This window comes from Kitasatospora sp. NBC_00039, from assembly GCF_045160625.1.
Taxonomy (GTDB): Bacteria; Actinomycetota; Actinomycetes; order Streptomycetales; family Streptomycetaceae; genus Kitasatospora.
Window position 1 is genome coordinate 7,134,043 of the sequence record NZ_CP108289.1, and the last position, 15,732, is coordinate 7,149,774.

The following is a 15,732-nucleotide window of genomic DNA, read 5'->3' on the forward strand; positions in this document are numbered from 1 at the left end:
CCGGGCGGCGGCCCGGGAGGTGGATGACCCCGGCCGTCGTCAGGCCGTTGCGGCGGGCAGTCCGATCGGGTTGATCGGCGGCAGCGCGCTGCGACAGAGCGTCGAAATCGGCTTGAGCGCGGCGGCGAGCCGGTCGAGTTCGGCGCGCGGGTGGTTCTCCCAGACCCTGGCGGCGGCCAGGTCGGTGGCGGCCTCCAGGGACTGGTGGCGGATCCGCCCGCACTCCGTGATGGTGCCGCGCCCGGTCAGCCAGCCGCGTTCCACCAGGCGGGCGGTGGCCGCGTCCCACTGCTCGTCGCTCCAGCCGCGCATCGGCTGCAGCACGTCGCGGCGGACGTCCAGGGCGCAGCGCACCACCAACGCCTCGCAGCCGTCCAGCCCGGCCGAGACCAGTGCGGCGACGTGGCCGTCACCCCGGTGCTCGCGCATCACGGTGGCGGCCTGCCAGAGCCGCCCGTACAGGCCGTCGGGGCGGGGAAGGGCGGCGTTGGCCGCCGCCAGCACCCGGCCGGCACAGTCCAGTCGGGAGACGGCCCGCTCCAGCAGGTCGGCGACCAGCTCGATCTGCTCCGGTTCGACGTGCTCCAGCAGTCGCGCGAGCGCCGCCGAGGAGCCCTCGACCCGGGCGGCCAGTGCGGCGTCCGGGTCCGCGAGCTTCCAGATGTCCGGCAGGGCGCGCTCCACGATGGCGGGGGCGAAGCTGAAGAAGGCGGCGATCACCGGCGGCGCGTCCACCGGGCCCAGCGGTGCCGCGCGGCCCGCGAAGTAGCCGCGCCAGGTGCCGCGCAGCCCGGCGGCCTCGAAGGCGGCGCGGCCCTCGGGCGAGAAGTAGGTGACGGCGTGCACCGGCTCGAAGAGCCACCACAGGGCGCGGGCGGGATGGACCAGTTCGGCCAACGGAAGACCTTCCTCGGGCGGGCACGGGGACCAGGGGGACCCCGGGAGCACTGGGGAGCGGATGGTGCGCGGGCGAGCGGGTGGTGTGCGGGCGAGCGGGTGGTGTGCGGTGTTCGGTGCCGGCGGTGTTCGGCACCGGCGGTGTTCTCGCCGGAGCCGGAGCCGGAGCCGGAGCCGGAGCCGGACCGCGACCCGAAAGCGGGACCCGGAGCGGGACCGGAAGTGGGAGAACGGGGTGTTGCACAGGGCTGATGACCACGGCGGCGGTCGCGGTAACCCTGCTCGGGGTGTGATGAGGGTCACGGAGGGGTCTCACTGGCCGGAACCGTCCGGTTCGGCCCCGGCCGGTCCCCCGCGAGATGATGGGACCAGGTGCCCGCTCCCGGCACCGGAACCCTCGTACGAAGGCATCGGTAATGGCGCAGATCAACCCCAGCATCCTGTCCGCGGACTTCGCCCGGCTCGCCGACGAGGCCGAGGCCGTGAGGGGCTCGGACTGGCTGCACGTCGACGTGATGGACAACCACTTCGTGCCCAACCTGACGCTGGGCGTCCCGATCGTCGAGTCGCTGGCCCGCGCCACCGACACCCCGCTCGACTGCCACCTGATGATCGAGGACCCGGACCGCTGGGCCCCCCAGTACGTCGAGGCCGGCGCCGGCTCCGTCACCTTCCACGTGGAGGCCGCGGCCGCGCCGGTCCGGCTCGCCCGCGAGATCCGGGCCAAGGGCGCCCGCGCCTCCATGGCGCTCAAGCCGGGCACGCCGATCGAGCCCTACGAGGACCTCCTGCCCGAGCTGGACATGCTGCTGATCATGACCGTCGAGCCGGGCTTCGGCGGGCAGGCGTTCCTCGACATCATGCTGCCGAAGATCCGCCGCACCCGGGAGCTGATCGACAAGCACGGCCTGGAGCTGTGGCTGCAGGTCGACGGTGGCGTCTCGGCGAGCACCATCGAGCGCTGCGCCGAGGCCGGGGCGGACGTCTTCGTGGCCGGTTCGGCGGTGTACGGGGCGGAGGACCCTGCCGAGGCCGTCGCCAACCTGCGCGCGCTCGCGGACGCGGCGACGGCGGACGCCTGGTGGGCCTGCGGGCACTGACCCGCGGCGGCGGCCGGGGCCGGGGCCGCAGCCCCCGGGGTTCCACACCGAGGGCCCCGGGGCACGCCGGTCCGGACCTACGCCGGCCCCGGGATGCAGGCCGGCCCGGACGTACGCCGCGGACGCCGGACCCGGTCGTCGTGGGTGGAGGAACGCCCCCGGTTGATGGATGATCGTTGCCGACGACCTCCGGCTCCGGCCGGCCCCGATCCGTACGGTGGTGGATCCGCGACATGAGCAACCTCGATCTCAAGCCCGCCCCCACCCGCTGCGGCGGCGAGGCCGGCACCGGCCCCGTGCGCGAACTGCTGACCGGGCGCCAGGTCGCGCTCGGCGAGAGCACCGTCGTGCGCAGGCTGCTGCCCAGCCTCGGCCGCCGGATGGTCGGCGCCTGGTGCTTCGTCGACCACTACGGCCCGGACGACATCGCCGACGAGCCCGGCATGCAGGTCCCGCCGCATCCGCACATGGGACTGCAGACCGTGAGCTGGCTCCACCAGGGCGAGGTCCTGCACCGCGACAGCCTCGGCAGCCTGCAGACCGTCCGCCCCTACGAGCTGGGCCTGATGACCTCCGGCCGGGCGATCTCCCACTCCGAGGAGTCCCCGCGCGAGCACGCCCGCTTCCTGGAGGGCGCGCAGCTCTGGGTCGCCCTCCCGGACGCCCACCGCCACACCGCCCCCGCCTTCGAGCACCACACCGAGCTGCCCGTCGTCACCGCCCCCGGCCTGCGCGGCACCGTCATCCTCGGCACCCTCGACACGGCCGCCTCCCCGGGCACCGCCTACACCCCCCTCGTCGGCGCCGACCTCGCCCTCACCGAGGGCGCCGACCTCCAACTCCCCCTCGAACCCGGCTTCGAGTACGCCGTGCTCTCCATGTCCGGCAGCGTCGACGTCGACGGCGTCCGCGTCGAACCCGGCTCCATGCTCTACCTCGGCACCGACCGCCGCGAACTCCCCCTCCTCGCCCGCACCGACGCCGCCGTCCTGCTCCTCGGCGGCGAGCCGTTCGAGGAGAAGCTCGTCATGTGGTGGAACTTCATCGGCCGCTCCGGCGAGGAGATCGTCCAGGCACGAAACGACTGGGAGAAGAGCTCGCGGTTCGGTGACGTGCACGGCTACGACGGCGCCCGGCTGCGCGCACCCTCGCTCCCCGACATCCCGCTGAAGCCGCGAGGAAGGGTGCGCTGACCTGTGGGAACGCCGGCCGGGGATACTCGGTGCTCGCCTAAACGGGGAGCCCGTCAGACCCGGTCGGCCGCACCGCCCTGAGCGGCCCGGGGCAGCCCAGGAATGATTGGGAAAGTTTCCTAACCAAATCTCTTGACCGTGCTCCCTCATCCCGGGATTCTGAACGTCACCCAGTTCACTCCTCCCCGGGGAAGGCACGGTAGCGCCATGAACAGGCCCTCGCGCAGAACAGTCCTCGGTGCCGCCCTCACGGCCGCCGTCACCGCCGGACTGCCGCGCACCACCGCTTCGGCGGCCACCCTGGCCGTGTCGAGCTGGCACCAGCGATGGGCGCCGTCGGCCGCCACTGACGGCCTCGCCGCCTTCGAGACGATCGAGGACGACCGTGCCGGCTCCCACCCGGCCGGTCATCCGCACATCCGGGTCGAGAACGACACCTACCGCTGGAACATGCACACGGTGGACCGGGACAGCTCCACCGACCGGCAGCGCCACGAGGTCACCGGCATGCGCAGCCCGGCGGGCGGCGCCTACCTGCAGTGGCTGCCGGGCCAGACCTGGCGGACCACCTACTCGATGTACATCCCCTCGTCGTTGAAGGCGACCACGACCTTCACCCACATCATGCAGATGAAGCAGCCCGGCAACGGCACCTCGCCGATCGTCGTGCAGTCCCTGCGCCGGGTGGGCGGCGCGCAGACCATCGAACTCCAACTCCCCGTCACCGGCGTCCTGGTGGGCCGTACGAGCCTGGACCCGCTGCACGACCGCTGGGTGGACGTCGATTTCCAGATCAAGGTGGGGGACGGCAGTTCGGGGTCGGTCCGGTGGATCCTGCGCAGTGCGGGCGCCACCGTGGTCGACGTCACCAGGAACGGCGTCGACACGTTCCTCGCGGACCGGGTGCGGCCCAAGTGGGGCATCTACCGCTCGCTCGGCGACACCTCGGGCTCCTGCAGGACTGCTACCTGCTCACCCGCGCGATGCGCGGCTACCAGCTGGTCTCCGGCGGCTCCGGTGTCTACCAGGCCGAGGAGGCGCGGATCTCCCGGGGCACCGTCGACGCGGACCACGCCGGGTACAGCGGCACCGGATTCGTCAACCTGGGCAACGCCGCCGGGAGTTACGCCGAGTGGACGGTTCGGGCGGCCGCCGCGTCCGGAGCCACCCTCGATCTGACGTACGCCAACGGCGCCGCCGCCGACCGGCCGATGGACATCACCGTCAACGGCACCCGGATCGCCGCCGGGCACCCGTTCCCGCCCACCGCGGGCTGGGACACCTGGGCGACCAGCTCGCTCCCGGTCGCGCTGAAGGCCGGAGCCAACACCGTCCGGGTCACCTCGACGACCGCTGACGGCGGCCCCAACCTCGACCGGATCGCCGTCCACTGACACCGGGAGGTCCGGACGCGGCACCCGCGGGCACCCGCCGGCACGCCCGGCACCCGCGGGCACCCGCAGCACCCACGGGCACGCCCGGAGCAGGGTCTCTCCGGAAGCGGCACGTGGTGAACGACGGCCGGGCGGCCCGACGGGGATTCCCGTCGGGCCGCCCGGTGTGTTCTCAGCCTGCGGAGGCAGCGACCTCCGGGGCCACGGCGGGTACAGCGGCCGGGGCGGCCCTCGGCTCCAGCACGCGTTCGGCGAGGTGGCCGAAGAGGAGACCGAAGGACGTCCAGAGGGTGAGCTGGATGGCGAGGGCCGCGAGGCGGAACTGCCAGAGCAGGGTGGCCGAGAAGTCCTCGGGGACTTCGTTGATCGGGGGGAGGAAGGCGTAGGCGAGGCCGATGGCCACGGCGAAGCCGGCCACGGCGGTGACGGTGGCGTACCAGTTGCCGAGGCGCGGTGCGAGCCGCTTGCCGACGGTCACGGTGGCGACGGCCAGCAGGACGCTGAGCGCCATCATGAGGAAGTACAGCGTGGTGCGCTTGCCGATCGTCTCCGGGTCGCCGATCGACGGCGGGTTGGCGGGGTACTTGAGGAACGGGACGACGTACACGGCGAGCAGCGCCGCCCCGGAGAGCAGGGCGGCCGTCGCCCGCGGGGTGAAGCGGCCGATACGGCCGAGCGCGAAGCAGTACGCGAGGGCGGCGAAACCGCCCAGCGCGACGCCGTAGACGAGGACGCCGGTGGCCAGGCCCGCGGTGGACTGCAGGGAGCGGCTGACGATCTCCATCTCCATGCCGTGGTCGGCGGAGTGGGCGTCCTCGTAGGCGATGGCGGCGTCGATCCGGGGTTCACCGAGGAGGTAGGCGACGACGAGGGCGAGCAGGCCGGCGGCGAGGCCGGCGAGCATGCCGCGGACGAGCAGGGATCTGACGGTGCTGGAGTTCACTTCGGGGCTCCCCGTTCTCAGTGGCAGGGGAAGCCGAGCAGGTGGCGGCCGTCGTGCACCCATTCGTGCACGTCCTCACCGGAGATGAGGGAGGTGGCGCCCTGTTCGGCGCCGACGAAGTAGATCAGGGCCAGCATGATGATGCCGAAGAACACGGCCCAGGGCAGGATCGCCTTGACGGGCAGGGTCAGGGGGCCGGCGGGGATGGCTGCGGGGGCAGCGGTCTGTGCCATGGCAGGGGACCTCCTCGGGAACTCGCGTCCCGCTAGATGGTGCATCGACGACGGCATCGGGTCTGACTCCCTGGCGCGAACCGCCCCGTGGGGGCGGCGCACGCCTGGCTTACAGTGGCGCGACCGTGCCGGATTCTCACCGGACTTCCGTCATACCGTCGTCATATCGAGCAGAAGGTATCGGCTGCCGGCGGTTGCGCCAAGAGCGTGCGGGCGGCGCGAATCCTCCGGTCCGTCCCGGGACGCGCGCCCCAGCGCCGGGTGCACGGACCGATCGGTCGATGCCGCAGGACAGTTGGGGAAGCAGAGGAGGAGCGGCGTGACAGTGCGCGTGACATTGATCTCAGCGGCGATGAGCGAGGCGATGCGGCAGGCACGCTTCGACGACGACGGCCCGCTCGACCCGGCGGGGCTGGGGCAGGCGCGGGAGGCCGCGGGCGGCATCCGGGTCGCCGGCCAGGTCCTTGTCTCCCCGTCGGCCCGGTGCCGGGAGACCGCCGAGGCCCTCGGCCTCCCGGCCTCGGCCCCGTCCGCTCCCGGAGGGCGCGATATGGGCGGCTGGCGCGGTCGGAGCCTTGACGAGGTGGCCGCCGCGGAGCCCGGGGCGGTGGCCCGGTGGCTGGCCGATCCGGACTTCGCCCCGGAGGGCGGGGAGAGCCTGATCGATCTCCTCGCCAGGGTCGCCACCTGGCTCGACGGCCTTGCCCCGGAGGCGGGACGGGTCGTCGTGGTCACGGAACCGGACGTCGTCCGGGCCGCGGTCCACCACGCGCTCGGCGCTCCGGCCCCGGCGTTCTGGCGGCTCGACGTGGAGCCGCTCTCCGTCACGGATTTGAGCGGACGTGCCGGCCGGTGGAACGTGCGCTTCGGGCGCCCGGCATGATCGAGCCCGGGTTGACGTGTTCGTACGCGATGGGGCAGGGTCGCGCACGAGATGTAAGCATCCGAGACCACGGTGCGCAGGAACCCGGTGCGATTCCGGGACGGTCCCGCCACTGTGACCGGGGAGCGACCCCTTTCAGGTGACGACCACGGCCTTGCGGCCGGAAGGTCGGGGCGAGCGTCGATCCGGGAGTCAGGACACTGACCCGTGGTTTCTCCGACGGTAGGGGCGCGGAACCCCACGAGGAGGTTGGGCGATGTCACCGGTCACGGCTGCCGTCGATGTCGTGGTCTGCCGGGGCTGCTGCTGCGGCACTGCCAGGAAGCGGCCCGGCACCGATCACGAGGGTCAACTGGCCTCGCTCGCCGAGGCGGTGGCCGCCCTCCCGGCAGCGCGCCTGGTCGTCACGGACTGTCTGGGCCCCTGTGAGCAGGCCAACGTCGTGGTGGTCCGCCCCCGTGGGCGGCTCCAGGACGGTCGGCGTGCCCGGCCTGTCTGGTTCGGCAACGTGACCGACGCCACCGGAACGGCCGAACTCTGCGCGTGGATAGGGGAGATCAGCCGCACCGCCGGGCAGGTATCGCCGGAGGGCCCGCTGTCCCCGCTGCTGGACTCCCTGCGCATTCCCGCGCCGGGACCGGAACGTGTCAGGGACACGACACGACGAGCCGGCCCGTCGAAGGTCTGACCGTTGAGGCCGGCCCGTCGAAGGTCTGACCGTTGAGGCCGGCCCGTCGACGCCGGGGTCGACGCCGACGCCGAGGCTGGGGGCAAGGCCGGGTGGGGCGGGATCGCGGTGGCGCAGCCCCGTCGGAGGGTGGTCGCTCGAGTGTTTCTGTGTCTTCGAGATCAGCCTGGGTGGAGAGCCAGTAGCTGGCTCATTATTTCAGTTTATTAGTTGCTCCCCTGCTGTCGGGGTCTCCGTATCGCCCTCCACCTGGGCGTTCCCCAACATGCGGTGACGCCGGGTCAGGTCGGGAGTCTCGGATCTATTGACACGATCACCACGCCGTCATCACTCTTGGTCCATCGCCGAGCTGACATGGATAGCTCCAAGTGAGCCATTCATCTCAGCTGATGGCGCTGTTGATTGACCGATCACCGAAGGAGGTGTGTGCCATGAAGAAGATCGTCGTCCGCAAGGCCGGCCCGGTTCGCCTCACCAGCGCGGCCCGTGCGCTGTACCTGCCCTGGTCCTGCGCCGTGCAGAACTGACCGAACCCCCCGGGCAAAGGGGGAATGCGGTGCCGGCCGGCCGTAGCCGCCGGCCGGCACCGCTCCACCCCGCCCCCTCCGCCTACCTCCCGCAGGAGGATCCGTGCACTCCTCCACGGACAGCAGTTCCACCGCCCCGGGCATCGACCTGGACCGGCCGGTGCCGCTCCGTCAGCTCGTGTACCTGCCGGAGGCCGACGAGGTCACCATCGGCAGCCCGGAGACCGACACCTACGCCGTCTTCCCGGCCGACGGCGCCGAGTTGGTCCGGATGCTGGCCGACGGCCTGACGCCCCGTGAGGCCGCCGAACGCTACCAGACCGTGCACGGCGAGAGCGTCGACATCGCCGACCTGATCGAGGCCCTCGTGGATCTCGACCTCGTCCGCTCCGCCGGCGACGACGAGCCGGCCGGACCGGCCGCGCCGGTGCGCTGGCAGCGGCTGGGCCGCCTGGTGTTCAGTCGGCCGGCTTTTGTGGGCTACGCACTCGTGACGGCCCTCGCCGTGGCCGAGATGATCCGGGTGCCCGAGCTGGTCCCACGCGTCGACAACCTGTTCTTCAGCTCGTCCTACACCCTCGTCGTGCTGATGCTGTTCGTCGGCCAGGTGCCGCTGCTCGCCCTGCACGAGTCCTTCCACGCCCTGGCGGGCCGCCGGCTCGGCCTGCGCTCGCGGCTCTCGATCGGCCGCCGCCTGGTCTACCTGGTGCTGGAGACCTCCCTCGACGGGCTGGTCAGCGTGCCGCGCCGGCAGCGCTATCTGCCCATCATGGCCGGCATGCTGGCCGATGCCCTGGCGATCGCCGTACTCACCCTGGTCGCCGACGTGACCCGCGACGCCAGCGGGGTGGTCGCGTCGCTCTGTCTCGCGATGGCCTACGCCACGGCTCTGCGCCTGGCCTGGCAGGGGTTCTTCTACCTGCGGACCGACCTCTACGTCCTGCTCAGCACGGTCCTGGGCTGCGTGAACCTCCACGCCGCCGCAACCGACGTGCTGCGCAACGCCGTTCGGCGGGCGACCGGCCGGCCGCCGCTGGACCTCTCCGCCCACCACCCGGTCGACCGCAGGGTCGCGCGCTGGTACGCCTGGCTGATGCTGGTGGGCTACGTGTTCACCCTCACGATGTTCGCCGGGGTCGTCGTGCCGACGGCCTACCGCATGCTGCACGACATGTGGCTGCGCCTGACCGGCCAGGCCGACCTGGCCGGCCGGCTCGACTCGCTCGCCCTCATGCTGCTCAGCCTCGCGCAGACCGCCGCCGTCGTCGTGCTCGCCGCCCGTGAGCGGCGTGCTGCCCGGTCGGCCTGAGCCCCGAACCCCCCTTAGCCCCCTCCGCCACCGCACGAAAGGCAGCCGAGTCATGGCCGAGCACCGCCACCACTGGGTCCGCGCCGCCGGGCGTCCCGCCCGCGTCGACGCCCGCGAGCGGCTCGACCTGCCGCCCGTGCTCGCCCGGGTGAACGCCAACCGCCGGCTGCGCGGGCCGTACACCGCCGTCGGCTCGATCCTGCGGGCGATCGTCCCGGACGCGCTCGCGCGCTGCCCCGAGGCCGTCACCGGGCACGACATCGAAATCCTCTCCACCACGCCGGAACTGCGCGACCTGGTGCCCGCCACCCGCGAGACGCTGACCTCCCTGGCGGTGCCCAAGGAGCGCACCCGCTTCTACTCCGCGCTGCGTACCCTGCGGATCGCCCACGGCCTGGTCGAGTTCCTGGAGGCGTACCTGCGCGCGGCCGGTCCGGCCCCGCGCACACTGATCGTCGACGACGCCCACCGGGCCGACCCCACCGACGCCGAGTTCCTCGCCGTCCTGCTGCGGCGCATCGACCCCGCCCTGCTCACCGTGGTCGTCATCACCGGCACCGAGCCGCCGGAGCGCCCGGCCGGCATCGGAAGCGAGGACCTGCCGACCGCCCTCGCCGCCCGGTGCACGGTGCTCGACCTGGCGGACGGCGACGTGCCGGACCAGCGCGGCCTTTCGGACGAGGGCCGGGCGGACGACGGCCCGTCCCGGACGACGGGTGACGCCGCGCTCGGCCGCCGCCACATCGAGGGGGACGGCGTCGGCGACGACCCGGACGAGATCGCCGCCTACCTCGGGCTGCCGCCCACCGAGCGCGCCCGGCTGCACGACCTGCGGCGGGCGGAGCTGGAGACGGCCGGGGAGTCCTCGCTGCGGCTGGGCGCCATCGCCTGGCACGCGGAGCATGGCAGCGACCCCTCCGGCGCCGGGGCCGACATCCTGCGTCACGCGCTCGACCACTGCATGGACCTCGGCTACTACCACGCCGTCCTGGACCTCGGTGAGCGCGGCCGGCGGCTGGTCACCCACGAGAGCAGCCCGACCCACTGGTGGGCGTTCACCACCAAGATGACCACCTCCTTCGCCGCACTGGGCCTCGCCGACCAGGCCCTGCCGCTGTACGACGAGGCCCGGGCGCTCAGCACCTCGCCCGAGGTCCACATGCAGGCCGCGTACGCCACGGCCATGCTCCACACCCGGCACTTCGACGCCGACCGGCGCGACCACCAGCTCGCCCGGAGCTGGGTCAACCAGGCGATCGCCTTCGCCAAGTGGCATCCCGAGCCCAAGGAGCGGGAGGCGCGCGTGGTGTTCAACCGCAACGGGCTCGCGCTGATCGAGGTCCACCAGGGGCGTCTGGAGGCGGCGTTGGCGTTGCTGGACGCCTGCATCGCCCGGCTCGACGAGACGCTCGAGGACCACGAGCACGCGCTGCACCGATCCGTGCTGCGCTACAACCGCGCGCAGGTGTACGCGGGCCTCGGCCGCCACACCGACGCCGTCGCCGACTACACCGCGGTGATCGAGTGCGACCCCAACTATGCCGAGTACTACTTCGACCGGGGCATGCTCTGGCGCGACCTCGGCAGCCCGGAGCAGGCGCTGGCCGACTACGACCGGGCCATCCGGCTCTCGCCGCCCTTCCCCGAGGCGTACTTCAACCGGGCCGACGTCCTCGCCGAGCTCGGCGACACCGAGGCGGCGGTGGCGGACTTCGGCTATGTCCTCGAACTCGACCCGGCGTTCGCCGACGCCCGCCTCAACCGGGCCGCCCTGCTGTTCGAGTCGGGCGAGCACCAGCTCGCCTGGAGCGAGGTCCGGGCGGGGCTCGCTGCCACCCCGGAGAGCCCGCAACTGCTCTGTCTGAAGGGTCAGTTGCTGGCCGCCGACGAGGACACGGCGGCAGCATCCGAGGCCTGGGAGGCCGCCCTCACCGCCGATCCCGACTACGCCCAGGCGTGGGCCCTGCTCGGCGAACTCCGCTACCAGGAGGGCGACCTGGACGCTGCGAGCGCCGACCTGTCGCGCGCGGTCGAACTCTCGGCGGACCCGGGCATGCAGTTCAACCTGGCGGTGGTCCACCACGACGCCGGACGCTTCGGTGAGGCCCTCCGCCTGCTCGACGAGGTGCTCGGCTCCACCGAGGACGTCGACGCCCGGTTGCAGCGGGCCCGTTGTCTGATCGGGCTCGACCGGGCGGAGACCGCCAAGGCCGAGCTGCTCGCCTGCCTGGAGGCCGATCCCGGCTCCGCCGAGCAGGTGTACGAGCTGATGCCGGACCTTGCCCACGCCTGAGCCACCCGGCCGCCCGGTGGAGCCACCCGGCTGCCTGAGCGGTCCCCGCCGCCGGCGCCGCCCGGCCACCAGCACCGCCCCGCCGCCCCCGCCGTAGACGCCGGGCGGCGGGGCGGTCCCACGACGTCAGCGCTGTACCGCGGCCCGGCCCAGTTCGGCGCGGACCCGGTCGCGGACGTGGGCCACGGCGGGCGAACCCGTGTACGCGGCGGCCACCTTGACCAGCCACGCCGCCTCCTCGTGGATGCCTGCCGCCACCGGGTGCGGCACGCATCCCGTGCCGGGGCCGAAGGGGAAGCGGTGCCCGGCCCGGGCCGCTTCCAGCGCCGCGGCGAGGGCGGCCGCCTCCACCACGGCCGCGAGCTCCTCCGCCTCGGCGGGGCCGATGAATTCCCTCACCCAGAGCGGTACCGCCGGATGGAGATGGGGGCGGAGGGAGAGCTGGCCGTCCCGGATCTCGATGATCCGCCGGTACAGCGCGAACTGGACGTCGCGTCGCCGCCGGCGCCTCCCGGCTCCTAACGGCCCTGCCGGGGTGACGAGTTCGATCTCCGGCAGCGCGGCCCGCATCGCCGACCAGAGCGGACCGAGCCTGCGGTGATCGTGCCAGGCCCGCATGTGCCTGGCCCAGTCGGCCCAGGCCGACGCGGTGGCACCGGCGAAGCCCAGCGTGACGCAGACGGCGCCCGCCACCCCGGACACCCGGCTCTCCGCACCGTTCTCACGGCCCGTGGTGAGGATGTCCGCGAGGTCGTCCAGGTTGTCCGCCGTCCACAGCAGGCCCGCCAGCGCACTGAGCGCCATCAGGCGCAGTCCAAGTCGGAGGACCCCGGGCGGCAGGCACCGTGCACAGCGCCCGATGAGGAACCCGAAGACCGCCAGGCACCACGCGGTGTGGACGGCGAAGAGAGCGACGTACGCCGCCAGGATCGGCCTGTCCGCGCCGCTGACGCCGACCACCTCGCCCTCCCGGACGGGCGAGGCGGCGACGAAGGCGGCGATGCTCAGCAGGACGGTGGCGGCCGTGAGGGCGGTCTGCCGCCGCACGGCGCGTCGCGCCGCCGCGGCCGGCCGGGTGGAGTAGGCCATCATGGCCAGGGCTCCGGAGGCGGCGACCTTCAACTGGTCGGCCACCAGGGTGAGGTGGACCGGGTCGGGCACGACGGCGGCGAGCGCCGGAGCCGTGGCCGGGGCGCTCACCGCCATCCCCGCCCCGATCAGCGCCCCGCAGGCGTAGCCGTAGTGGAGCGCCGGGTCGGACCGGCGTCCCCGGTCCATCAGGATTTTCCAGAGTGTTCCCAGCAGCGCGACCGCACCGGCGAAGTAGCCGGCGGTGTTGGCCACCTGGTCACCCACGGCGCGCCGTTCCGCGCCGTGACGGCCGCCCGAACACGGCCCGTAACCGTCCTACCTGGTCGGCGAGTTGGCCCACGGCGGTGGAACAGGGCCGGTGCAGTGCGCGTTGCAGCGCGAGCGAGGCGACGAGCTCCGCCTCCTGCTCCTGCCGCTCCGTGTACCCGGAGCGGCCGAGCACCCGGCGCACCAGCTCCTCCGACAGCTGGGTCGTGAGCGCGGCCGGCACGGCCGTGCTCGGCCCGGAGCCGCCGGTGTGCCCGCAGAGGAGGTGGCCGATCTCGTGCAGCACGATGTGCTGCTGGTGGAGCGCCGTGGTGTCGGCCGGATAGCCGATGTAGTCCGCCCGGTCGGTGCTGATCAGCACACCGCACGGCGAGTGCTCCGGACCGGAGAGCGGCATCAGTTCGATGGGTCTGCCACGCAGCAGGGCGAGCGCCTCGGTCAGCTCCGGTATGCCGAACGGTTCCGGAAGCGGTATCGACTCCGCGACCCCCCGACATCGCTGCCACAGCCCATGCTCCACCCCACCCGGATATCCCACGATTCGCCCCCCTGGCGTTCGACCGGGAGGTGATACTACGGACGCGGCAACGCCGAGGGAATCCGCTTCGCCGGGAAGGCCGCTACCTGCCGCCGGCCTCGCGGCGGGCGATCGCCTCGATCATGTCGCTGATCGTGCCGAGCCCCTCGGGCGAGAGGGTCACCGCGCGCAGGGCCACGTCCCGTACGCCCGCGTTGCGCAGCGCGCCGAGCAGTGCCAGCTCCTCGGCTATCCGGGCACTCTGCCGGTCGTCGAAGAAGTAGGTGGGCGGCACCTGGAAGAACTGTGCCAGCGCTTCGAGATGACGCTTCGTCGGGTTGTCCCGGCGGCCGGTCCGGAGCTGCCAGAGGTACGTGGCCGAGAAGCTCTCGCCGGTCGCCTCCCGGCAGGCCCGGGCGACCTCCTCATGGCTGTACTGCTCACGGTCGGGACGACGGACCACGTCGAACAGCCGGTCCAGCTTCGCTGCGAGCGTGGACGCACCGGAGTCTGCTTCGGGCACGGCACACCTTTCCCTCACCCCGTGCACACGCTTCGTGCGTGCGCAGATGGATTACTCGCGACGGTTTCTCATTCTAGGTGCTCCGCCCGGAAGCCAAAGGTCGCGGGTGGGGCGGGATCCCGGCGGTCCGCAGAATCCCGCGGCAGGGGTGCGGGTGGCGGAGGCCGGTCCGATCGGGTGACTTCCCGGGGGCGGCCGGTGCGGGCGGGCGGCGGTGGCGGGACATGTGACGACCCCGCCGATAGGTTGGGCGACCGGTCCTCCCAGGCTGGGGCTCTGACCGGCCCTCGGCACGGGCGGGCCCGGCCCCCTTCACCCGAGAGGAAGAACGGATGAGTCCGACGATCCGCGCCCTGGTGGTCCCGGTGTCCGACCTGGACGCCGCCAAGAAGGTCTACGGCGCGCTGCTCGGCGCGCCGCACACGGACGAGCCCTACTACGTCGGCTACTCCGTCGACGGCTTCGAGGTCGGCCTGAATCCCCACGGCGACGTGGCCGGCGGGCCGGTGGTCCACACCGACGTCGACGATCTCGACGCCGCCCGCACCGCCCTGCTGGCCGCCGGCGCGACCGAGCGGAGCGCGCCGCGCGAGGTCGCCCCGGGAGTCCGGGTCTGCGTGCTGGAGGACACCGACGGCAACCCGGTCGGCCTGCGCGGCAAGTAGCGGCGCGGAGGTGCGTGGCCGGGGCGTCGCCGCACTCCGCGTCGCCCCGGCCGTGCCGGCACGGGCGGACCACCGTGCCCGCCGGGGCGGACCGCCCAGGACGAGCCCGGACCGGGCACCCTGATGCCGGGCCGCCGGCCGACGCCCGTGGCGCCCGGAGCGCCCGGCGGCGTCGACCCCTGGAGGACCGGGGTGCGTCCGGCGACCGGCAGCCGGAGGTCAGAGGGCCGTCACCGGGCCGTCGCCGCTGCGGAACGAGCGCCGGTAGCTGTCGGGCGGGACCCCGACGACCCGCTTGAACTGGCGCCGGAGCGTGGTGGCCGTCCCCATGCCGGTGGCGACGGCGACCGACTCGATGCTCTGGTCGGTGGCCTCCAGCAACTCCTGGGCTCGGCGCACGCGTTGGGTCAGGAGCCACTGGAGCGGCGTCTGCCCGATCACCGACCGGAACTGCCGCCCGAGATTGCGCGGGCTGGTGTTCGCCCGCCGGGCCAGGTCGGTCACGGTCAGCGGCTGGTCCAGCCGCTGCTGGACCCAGGCGAGCAGCTGGGAGAGCACGTGGTCGCCCGTGACCTGCACCGGCGTCGCCACGAACTGGGCCTGGCCGCCGGGCCGGTGCGGCGGCATGACGAGGCGACGCGCGACGGAGTTGGCGATCGCGGCGCCGTGGTCGAGGTGGACCAGGTGGAGGCAGAGGTCCACGGCGGCGGCCTTGCCCGCGGCCGTGAGCACGCTGCCGTTGTCCGTGTAGAGCACGTCCGGATCGACCACCGCCAGCGGGTGGCGCGCGCTCAGCTCCGCGGCGTGGGCCCAGTGGGTGGTGGCCCGCCGGCCGTCCAGCAGGCCCGCGGCGCCGAGGACGAACGCCCCGGTGCAGAGGGAGGCGACCCGGGCGCCCGCCTCGTGGGCCGCCCGCACGGCCTCGATCAGCTCGGCCGGCAGTGGCTCGTCGACGTCGGCGCAGGCGGGCACGATCACGGTGTCGGCGCCGGCGGCGCGGTCCAGCCCGTGGTCGGGCTCGACCGTGAACGGGCCGACCCGCACCGGACCGGGCCCGCAGAGCAGGACGTCGTACCAGCCGTCCGCGGCCTCGCGCGGGGGATTGCCGAAGATCTCGTAGGCCACCGCCAGTTCGAAGTGCAGCAGATGACCGGCGGTCAGCAGGGCGACGGTGGGCATGTCCGAAAGTGTACGGGTGCTGTCCTTCC

At 73.2% G+C, this 15,732-nt stretch carries 15 protein-coding genes, 1 pseudogene and 2 riboswitches; of the genes and pseudogenes, 9 read left to right on the forward strand and 7 right to left on the reverse strand.

Annotated features, from left to right (window positions below):
- Window positions 1-39 precede the first annotated feature (39 nt).
- The gene (locus OG286_RS31900) at window positions 40-897 is read right to left on the reverse strand and encodes an SCO6745 family protein (RefSeq protein WP_405359175.1); all 858 of its coding nucleotides are present in this window, start codon (window positions 895-897) and stop codon (window positions 40-42) included.
- Between the two features lie 416 nt (window positions 898-1,313).
- Between OG286_RS31900 and rpe the strand changes: the two genes are divergently transcribed.
- From rpe to OG286_RS31920, 4 genes and pseudogenes are all read left to right on the forward strand, one after another.
- Window positions 1,314-1,997 (forward strand): ribulose-phosphate 3-epimerase, encoded by a 684-nt coding sequence (gene rpe / locus OG286_RS31905; RefSeq protein WP_396321583.1) that lies wholly within the window; start codon window positions 1,314-1,316, stop codon window positions 1,995-1,997.
- Window positions 1,998-2,230: 233 nt separating this feature from the next.
- Entirely contained in the window at window positions 2,231-3,190 is a 960-nt protein-coding gene (locus OG286_RS31910; protein WP_405359173.1) for a pirin family protein, read from the forward strand.
- Between the two features lie 207 nt (window positions 3,191-3,397).
- Window positions 3,398-4,194, forward strand: a pseudogene (locus OG286_RS31915) (Tat pathway signal sequence domain protein); the annotation flags it as partial.
- Window positions 4,174-4,584, forward strand: a complete 411-nt coding sequence (locus OG286_RS31920; protein ID WP_396325586.1) for a carbohydrate-binding protein — start codon at window positions 4,174-4,176, stop codon at window positions 4,582-4,584. The pseudogene OG286_RS31915 and the gene OG286_RS31920, both read left to right, overlap by 21 nt.
- A gap of 172 nt (window positions 4,585-4,756) precedes the next feature.
- Here the strand turns inward: OG286_RS31920 and OG286_RS31925 are convergent, their stop codons facing one another.
- Together OG286_RS31925 and OG286_RS31930 are read right to left on the reverse strand one after the other, a co-directional pair.
- Complete coding sequence (locus OG286_RS31925; RefSeq protein ID WP_405359171.1) at window positions 4,757-5,527, reverse strand: CbtA family protein; 771 nt, start codon at window positions 5,525-5,527, stop codon at window positions 4,757-4,759.
- A 17-nt stretch (window positions 5,528-5,544) separates the two neighbouring features.
- Window positions 5,545-5,760 (reverse strand): CbtB domain-containing protein, encoded by a 216-nt coding sequence (locus OG286_RS31930; RefSeq protein WP_396325581.1) that lies wholly within the window; start codon window positions 5,758-5,760, stop codon window positions 5,545-5,547.
- A gap of 34 nt (window positions 5,761-5,794) precedes the next feature.
- Window positions 5,795-5,935: riboswitch (cobalamin riboswitch) on the reverse strand.
- 144 nt (window positions 5,936-6,079) lie between these two features.
- Here OG286_RS31930 and OG286_RS31935 point away from each other — a divergent pair.
- The 4 genes from OG286_RS31935 to OG286_RS31950 all read left to right on the forward strand — a co-directional run bounded on the left by OG286_RS31935 (window position 6,080) and on the right by OG286_RS31950 (window position 11,460).
- Window positions 6,080-6,643 (forward strand): histidine phosphatase family protein, encoded by a 564-nt coding sequence (locus OG286_RS31935; RefSeq protein ID WP_396325580.1) that lies wholly within the window; start codon window positions 6,080-6,082, stop codon window positions 6,641-6,643.
- Between the two features lie 19 nt (window positions 6,644-6,662).
- Window positions 6,663-6,867, forward strand: a riboswitch (cobalamin riboswitch).
- A gap of 32 nt (window positions 6,868-6,899) precedes the next feature.
- Window positions 6,900-7,331: a (2Fe-2S) ferredoxin domain-containing protein gene (locus OG286_RS31940; RefSeq protein ID WP_405359168.1), complete on the forward strand. Its 432-nt coding sequence runs from the start codon at window positions 6,900-6,902 to the stop codon at window positions 7,329-7,331.
- Window positions 7,332-7,961: 630 nt separating this feature from the next.
- Window positions 7,962-9,167, forward strand: coding sequence for a hypothetical protein (locus tag OG286_RS31945; RefSeq protein ID WP_396325578.1), 1,206 nt, complete (start codon window positions 7,962-7,964; stop codon window positions 9,165-9,167).
- Window positions 9,168-9,219: 52 nt separating this feature from the next.
- Entirely contained in the window at window positions 9,220-11,460 is a 2,241-nt protein-coding gene (locus OG286_RS31950; protein ID WP_396325577.1) for a tetratricopeptide repeat protein, read from the forward strand.
- Window positions 11,461-11,586: 126 nt separating this feature from the next.
- On the opposite strand, the gene OG286_RS31955 is transcribed toward OG286_RS31950, so the two are convergent.
- The 3 genes from OG286_RS31955 to OG286_RS31965 all read right to left on the reverse strand — a co-directional run bounded on the left by OG286_RS31955 (window position 11,587) and on the right by OG286_RS31965 (window position 13,859).
- On the reverse strand, window positions 11,587-12,816 hold the full coding sequence (locus tag OG286_RS31955) for an MAB_1171c family putative transporter (protein ID WP_405365943.1): 1,230 nt from the start codon (window positions 12,814-12,816) through the stop codon (window positions 11,587-11,589).
- The gene (locus OG286_RS31960; RefSeq protein WP_396325575.1) at window positions 12,809-13,339 is read right to left on the reverse strand and encodes a ParH-like protein; all 531 of its coding nucleotides are present in this window, start codon (window positions 13,337-13,339) and stop codon (window positions 12,809-12,811) included. Before OG286_RS31960 ends, OG286_RS31955 begins: the two co-directional genes overlap by 8 nt.
- A gap of 100 nt (window positions 13,340-13,439) precedes the next feature.
- Window positions 13,440-13,859 carry an XRE family transcriptional regulator gene (locus OG286_RS31965; RefSeq protein ID WP_396325574.1) on the reverse strand — a complete coding sequence of 140 codons (420 nt, stop codon included), beginning with the start codon at window positions 13,857-13,859 and terminating at the stop codon, window positions 13,440-13,442.
- Between the two features lie 332 nt (window positions 13,860-14,191).
- Between OG286_RS31965 and OG286_RS31970 the strand changes: the two genes are divergently transcribed.
- Window positions 14,192-14,524 (forward strand): VOC family protein, encoded by a 333-nt coding sequence (locus OG286_RS31970; RefSeq protein WP_396325573.1) that lies wholly within the window; start codon window positions 14,192-14,194, stop codon window positions 14,522-14,524.
- A 219-nt stretch (window positions 14,525-14,743) separates the two neighbouring features.
- On the opposite strand, the gene OG286_RS31975 is transcribed toward OG286_RS31970, so the two are convergent.
- Window positions 14,744-15,703: a helix-turn-helix domain-containing protein gene (locus tag OG286_RS31975; RefSeq protein WP_396325572.1), complete on the reverse strand. Its 960-nt coding sequence runs from the start codon at window positions 15,701-15,703 to the stop codon at window positions 14,744-14,746.
- Window positions 15,704-15,732: the final 29 nt, after the last annotated feature.

What these genes read in the sequence shown, in the direction of transcription:
- rpe (WP_396321583.1), top strand. Translation starts at nt 1,314, where the DNA reads ATGGCGCAGATCAACCCCAGCATCCTGTCCGCGGACTTCGCCCGGCTC.
- OG286_RS31910 (WP_405359173.1), top strand. Translation starts at nt 2,231, where the DNA reads ATGAGCAACCTCGATCTCAAGCCCGCCCCCACCCGCTGCGGCGGCGAG.
- OG286_RS31920 (WP_396325586.1), top strand. Translation starts at nt 4,174, where the DNA reads ATGCGCGGCTACCAGCTGGTCTCCGGCGGCTCCGGTGTCTACCAGGCC.
- OG286_RS31930 (WP_396325581.1), bottom strand. Translation starts at nt 5,760, where the DNA reads ATGGCACAGACCGCTGCCCCCGCAGCCATCCCCGCCGGCCCCCTGACC.
- OG286_RS31940 (WP_405359168.1), top strand. Translation starts at nt 6,900, where the DNA reads ATGTCACCGGTCACGGCTGCCGTCGATGTCGTGGTCTGCCGGGGCTGC.
- OG286_RS31950 (WP_396325577.1), top strand. Translation starts at nt 9,220, where the DNA reads ATGGCCGAGCACCGCCACCACTGGGTCCGCGCCGCCGGGCGTCCCGCC.
- OG286_RS31970 (WP_396325573.1), top strand. Translation starts at nt 14,192, where the DNA reads ATGAGTCCGACGATCCGCGCCCTGGTGGTCCCGGTGTCCGACCTGGAC.
- OG286_RS31975 (WP_396325572.1), bottom strand. Translation starts at nt 15,703, where the DNA reads ATGCCCACCGTCGCCCTGCTGACCGCCGGTCATCTGCTGCACTTCGAA.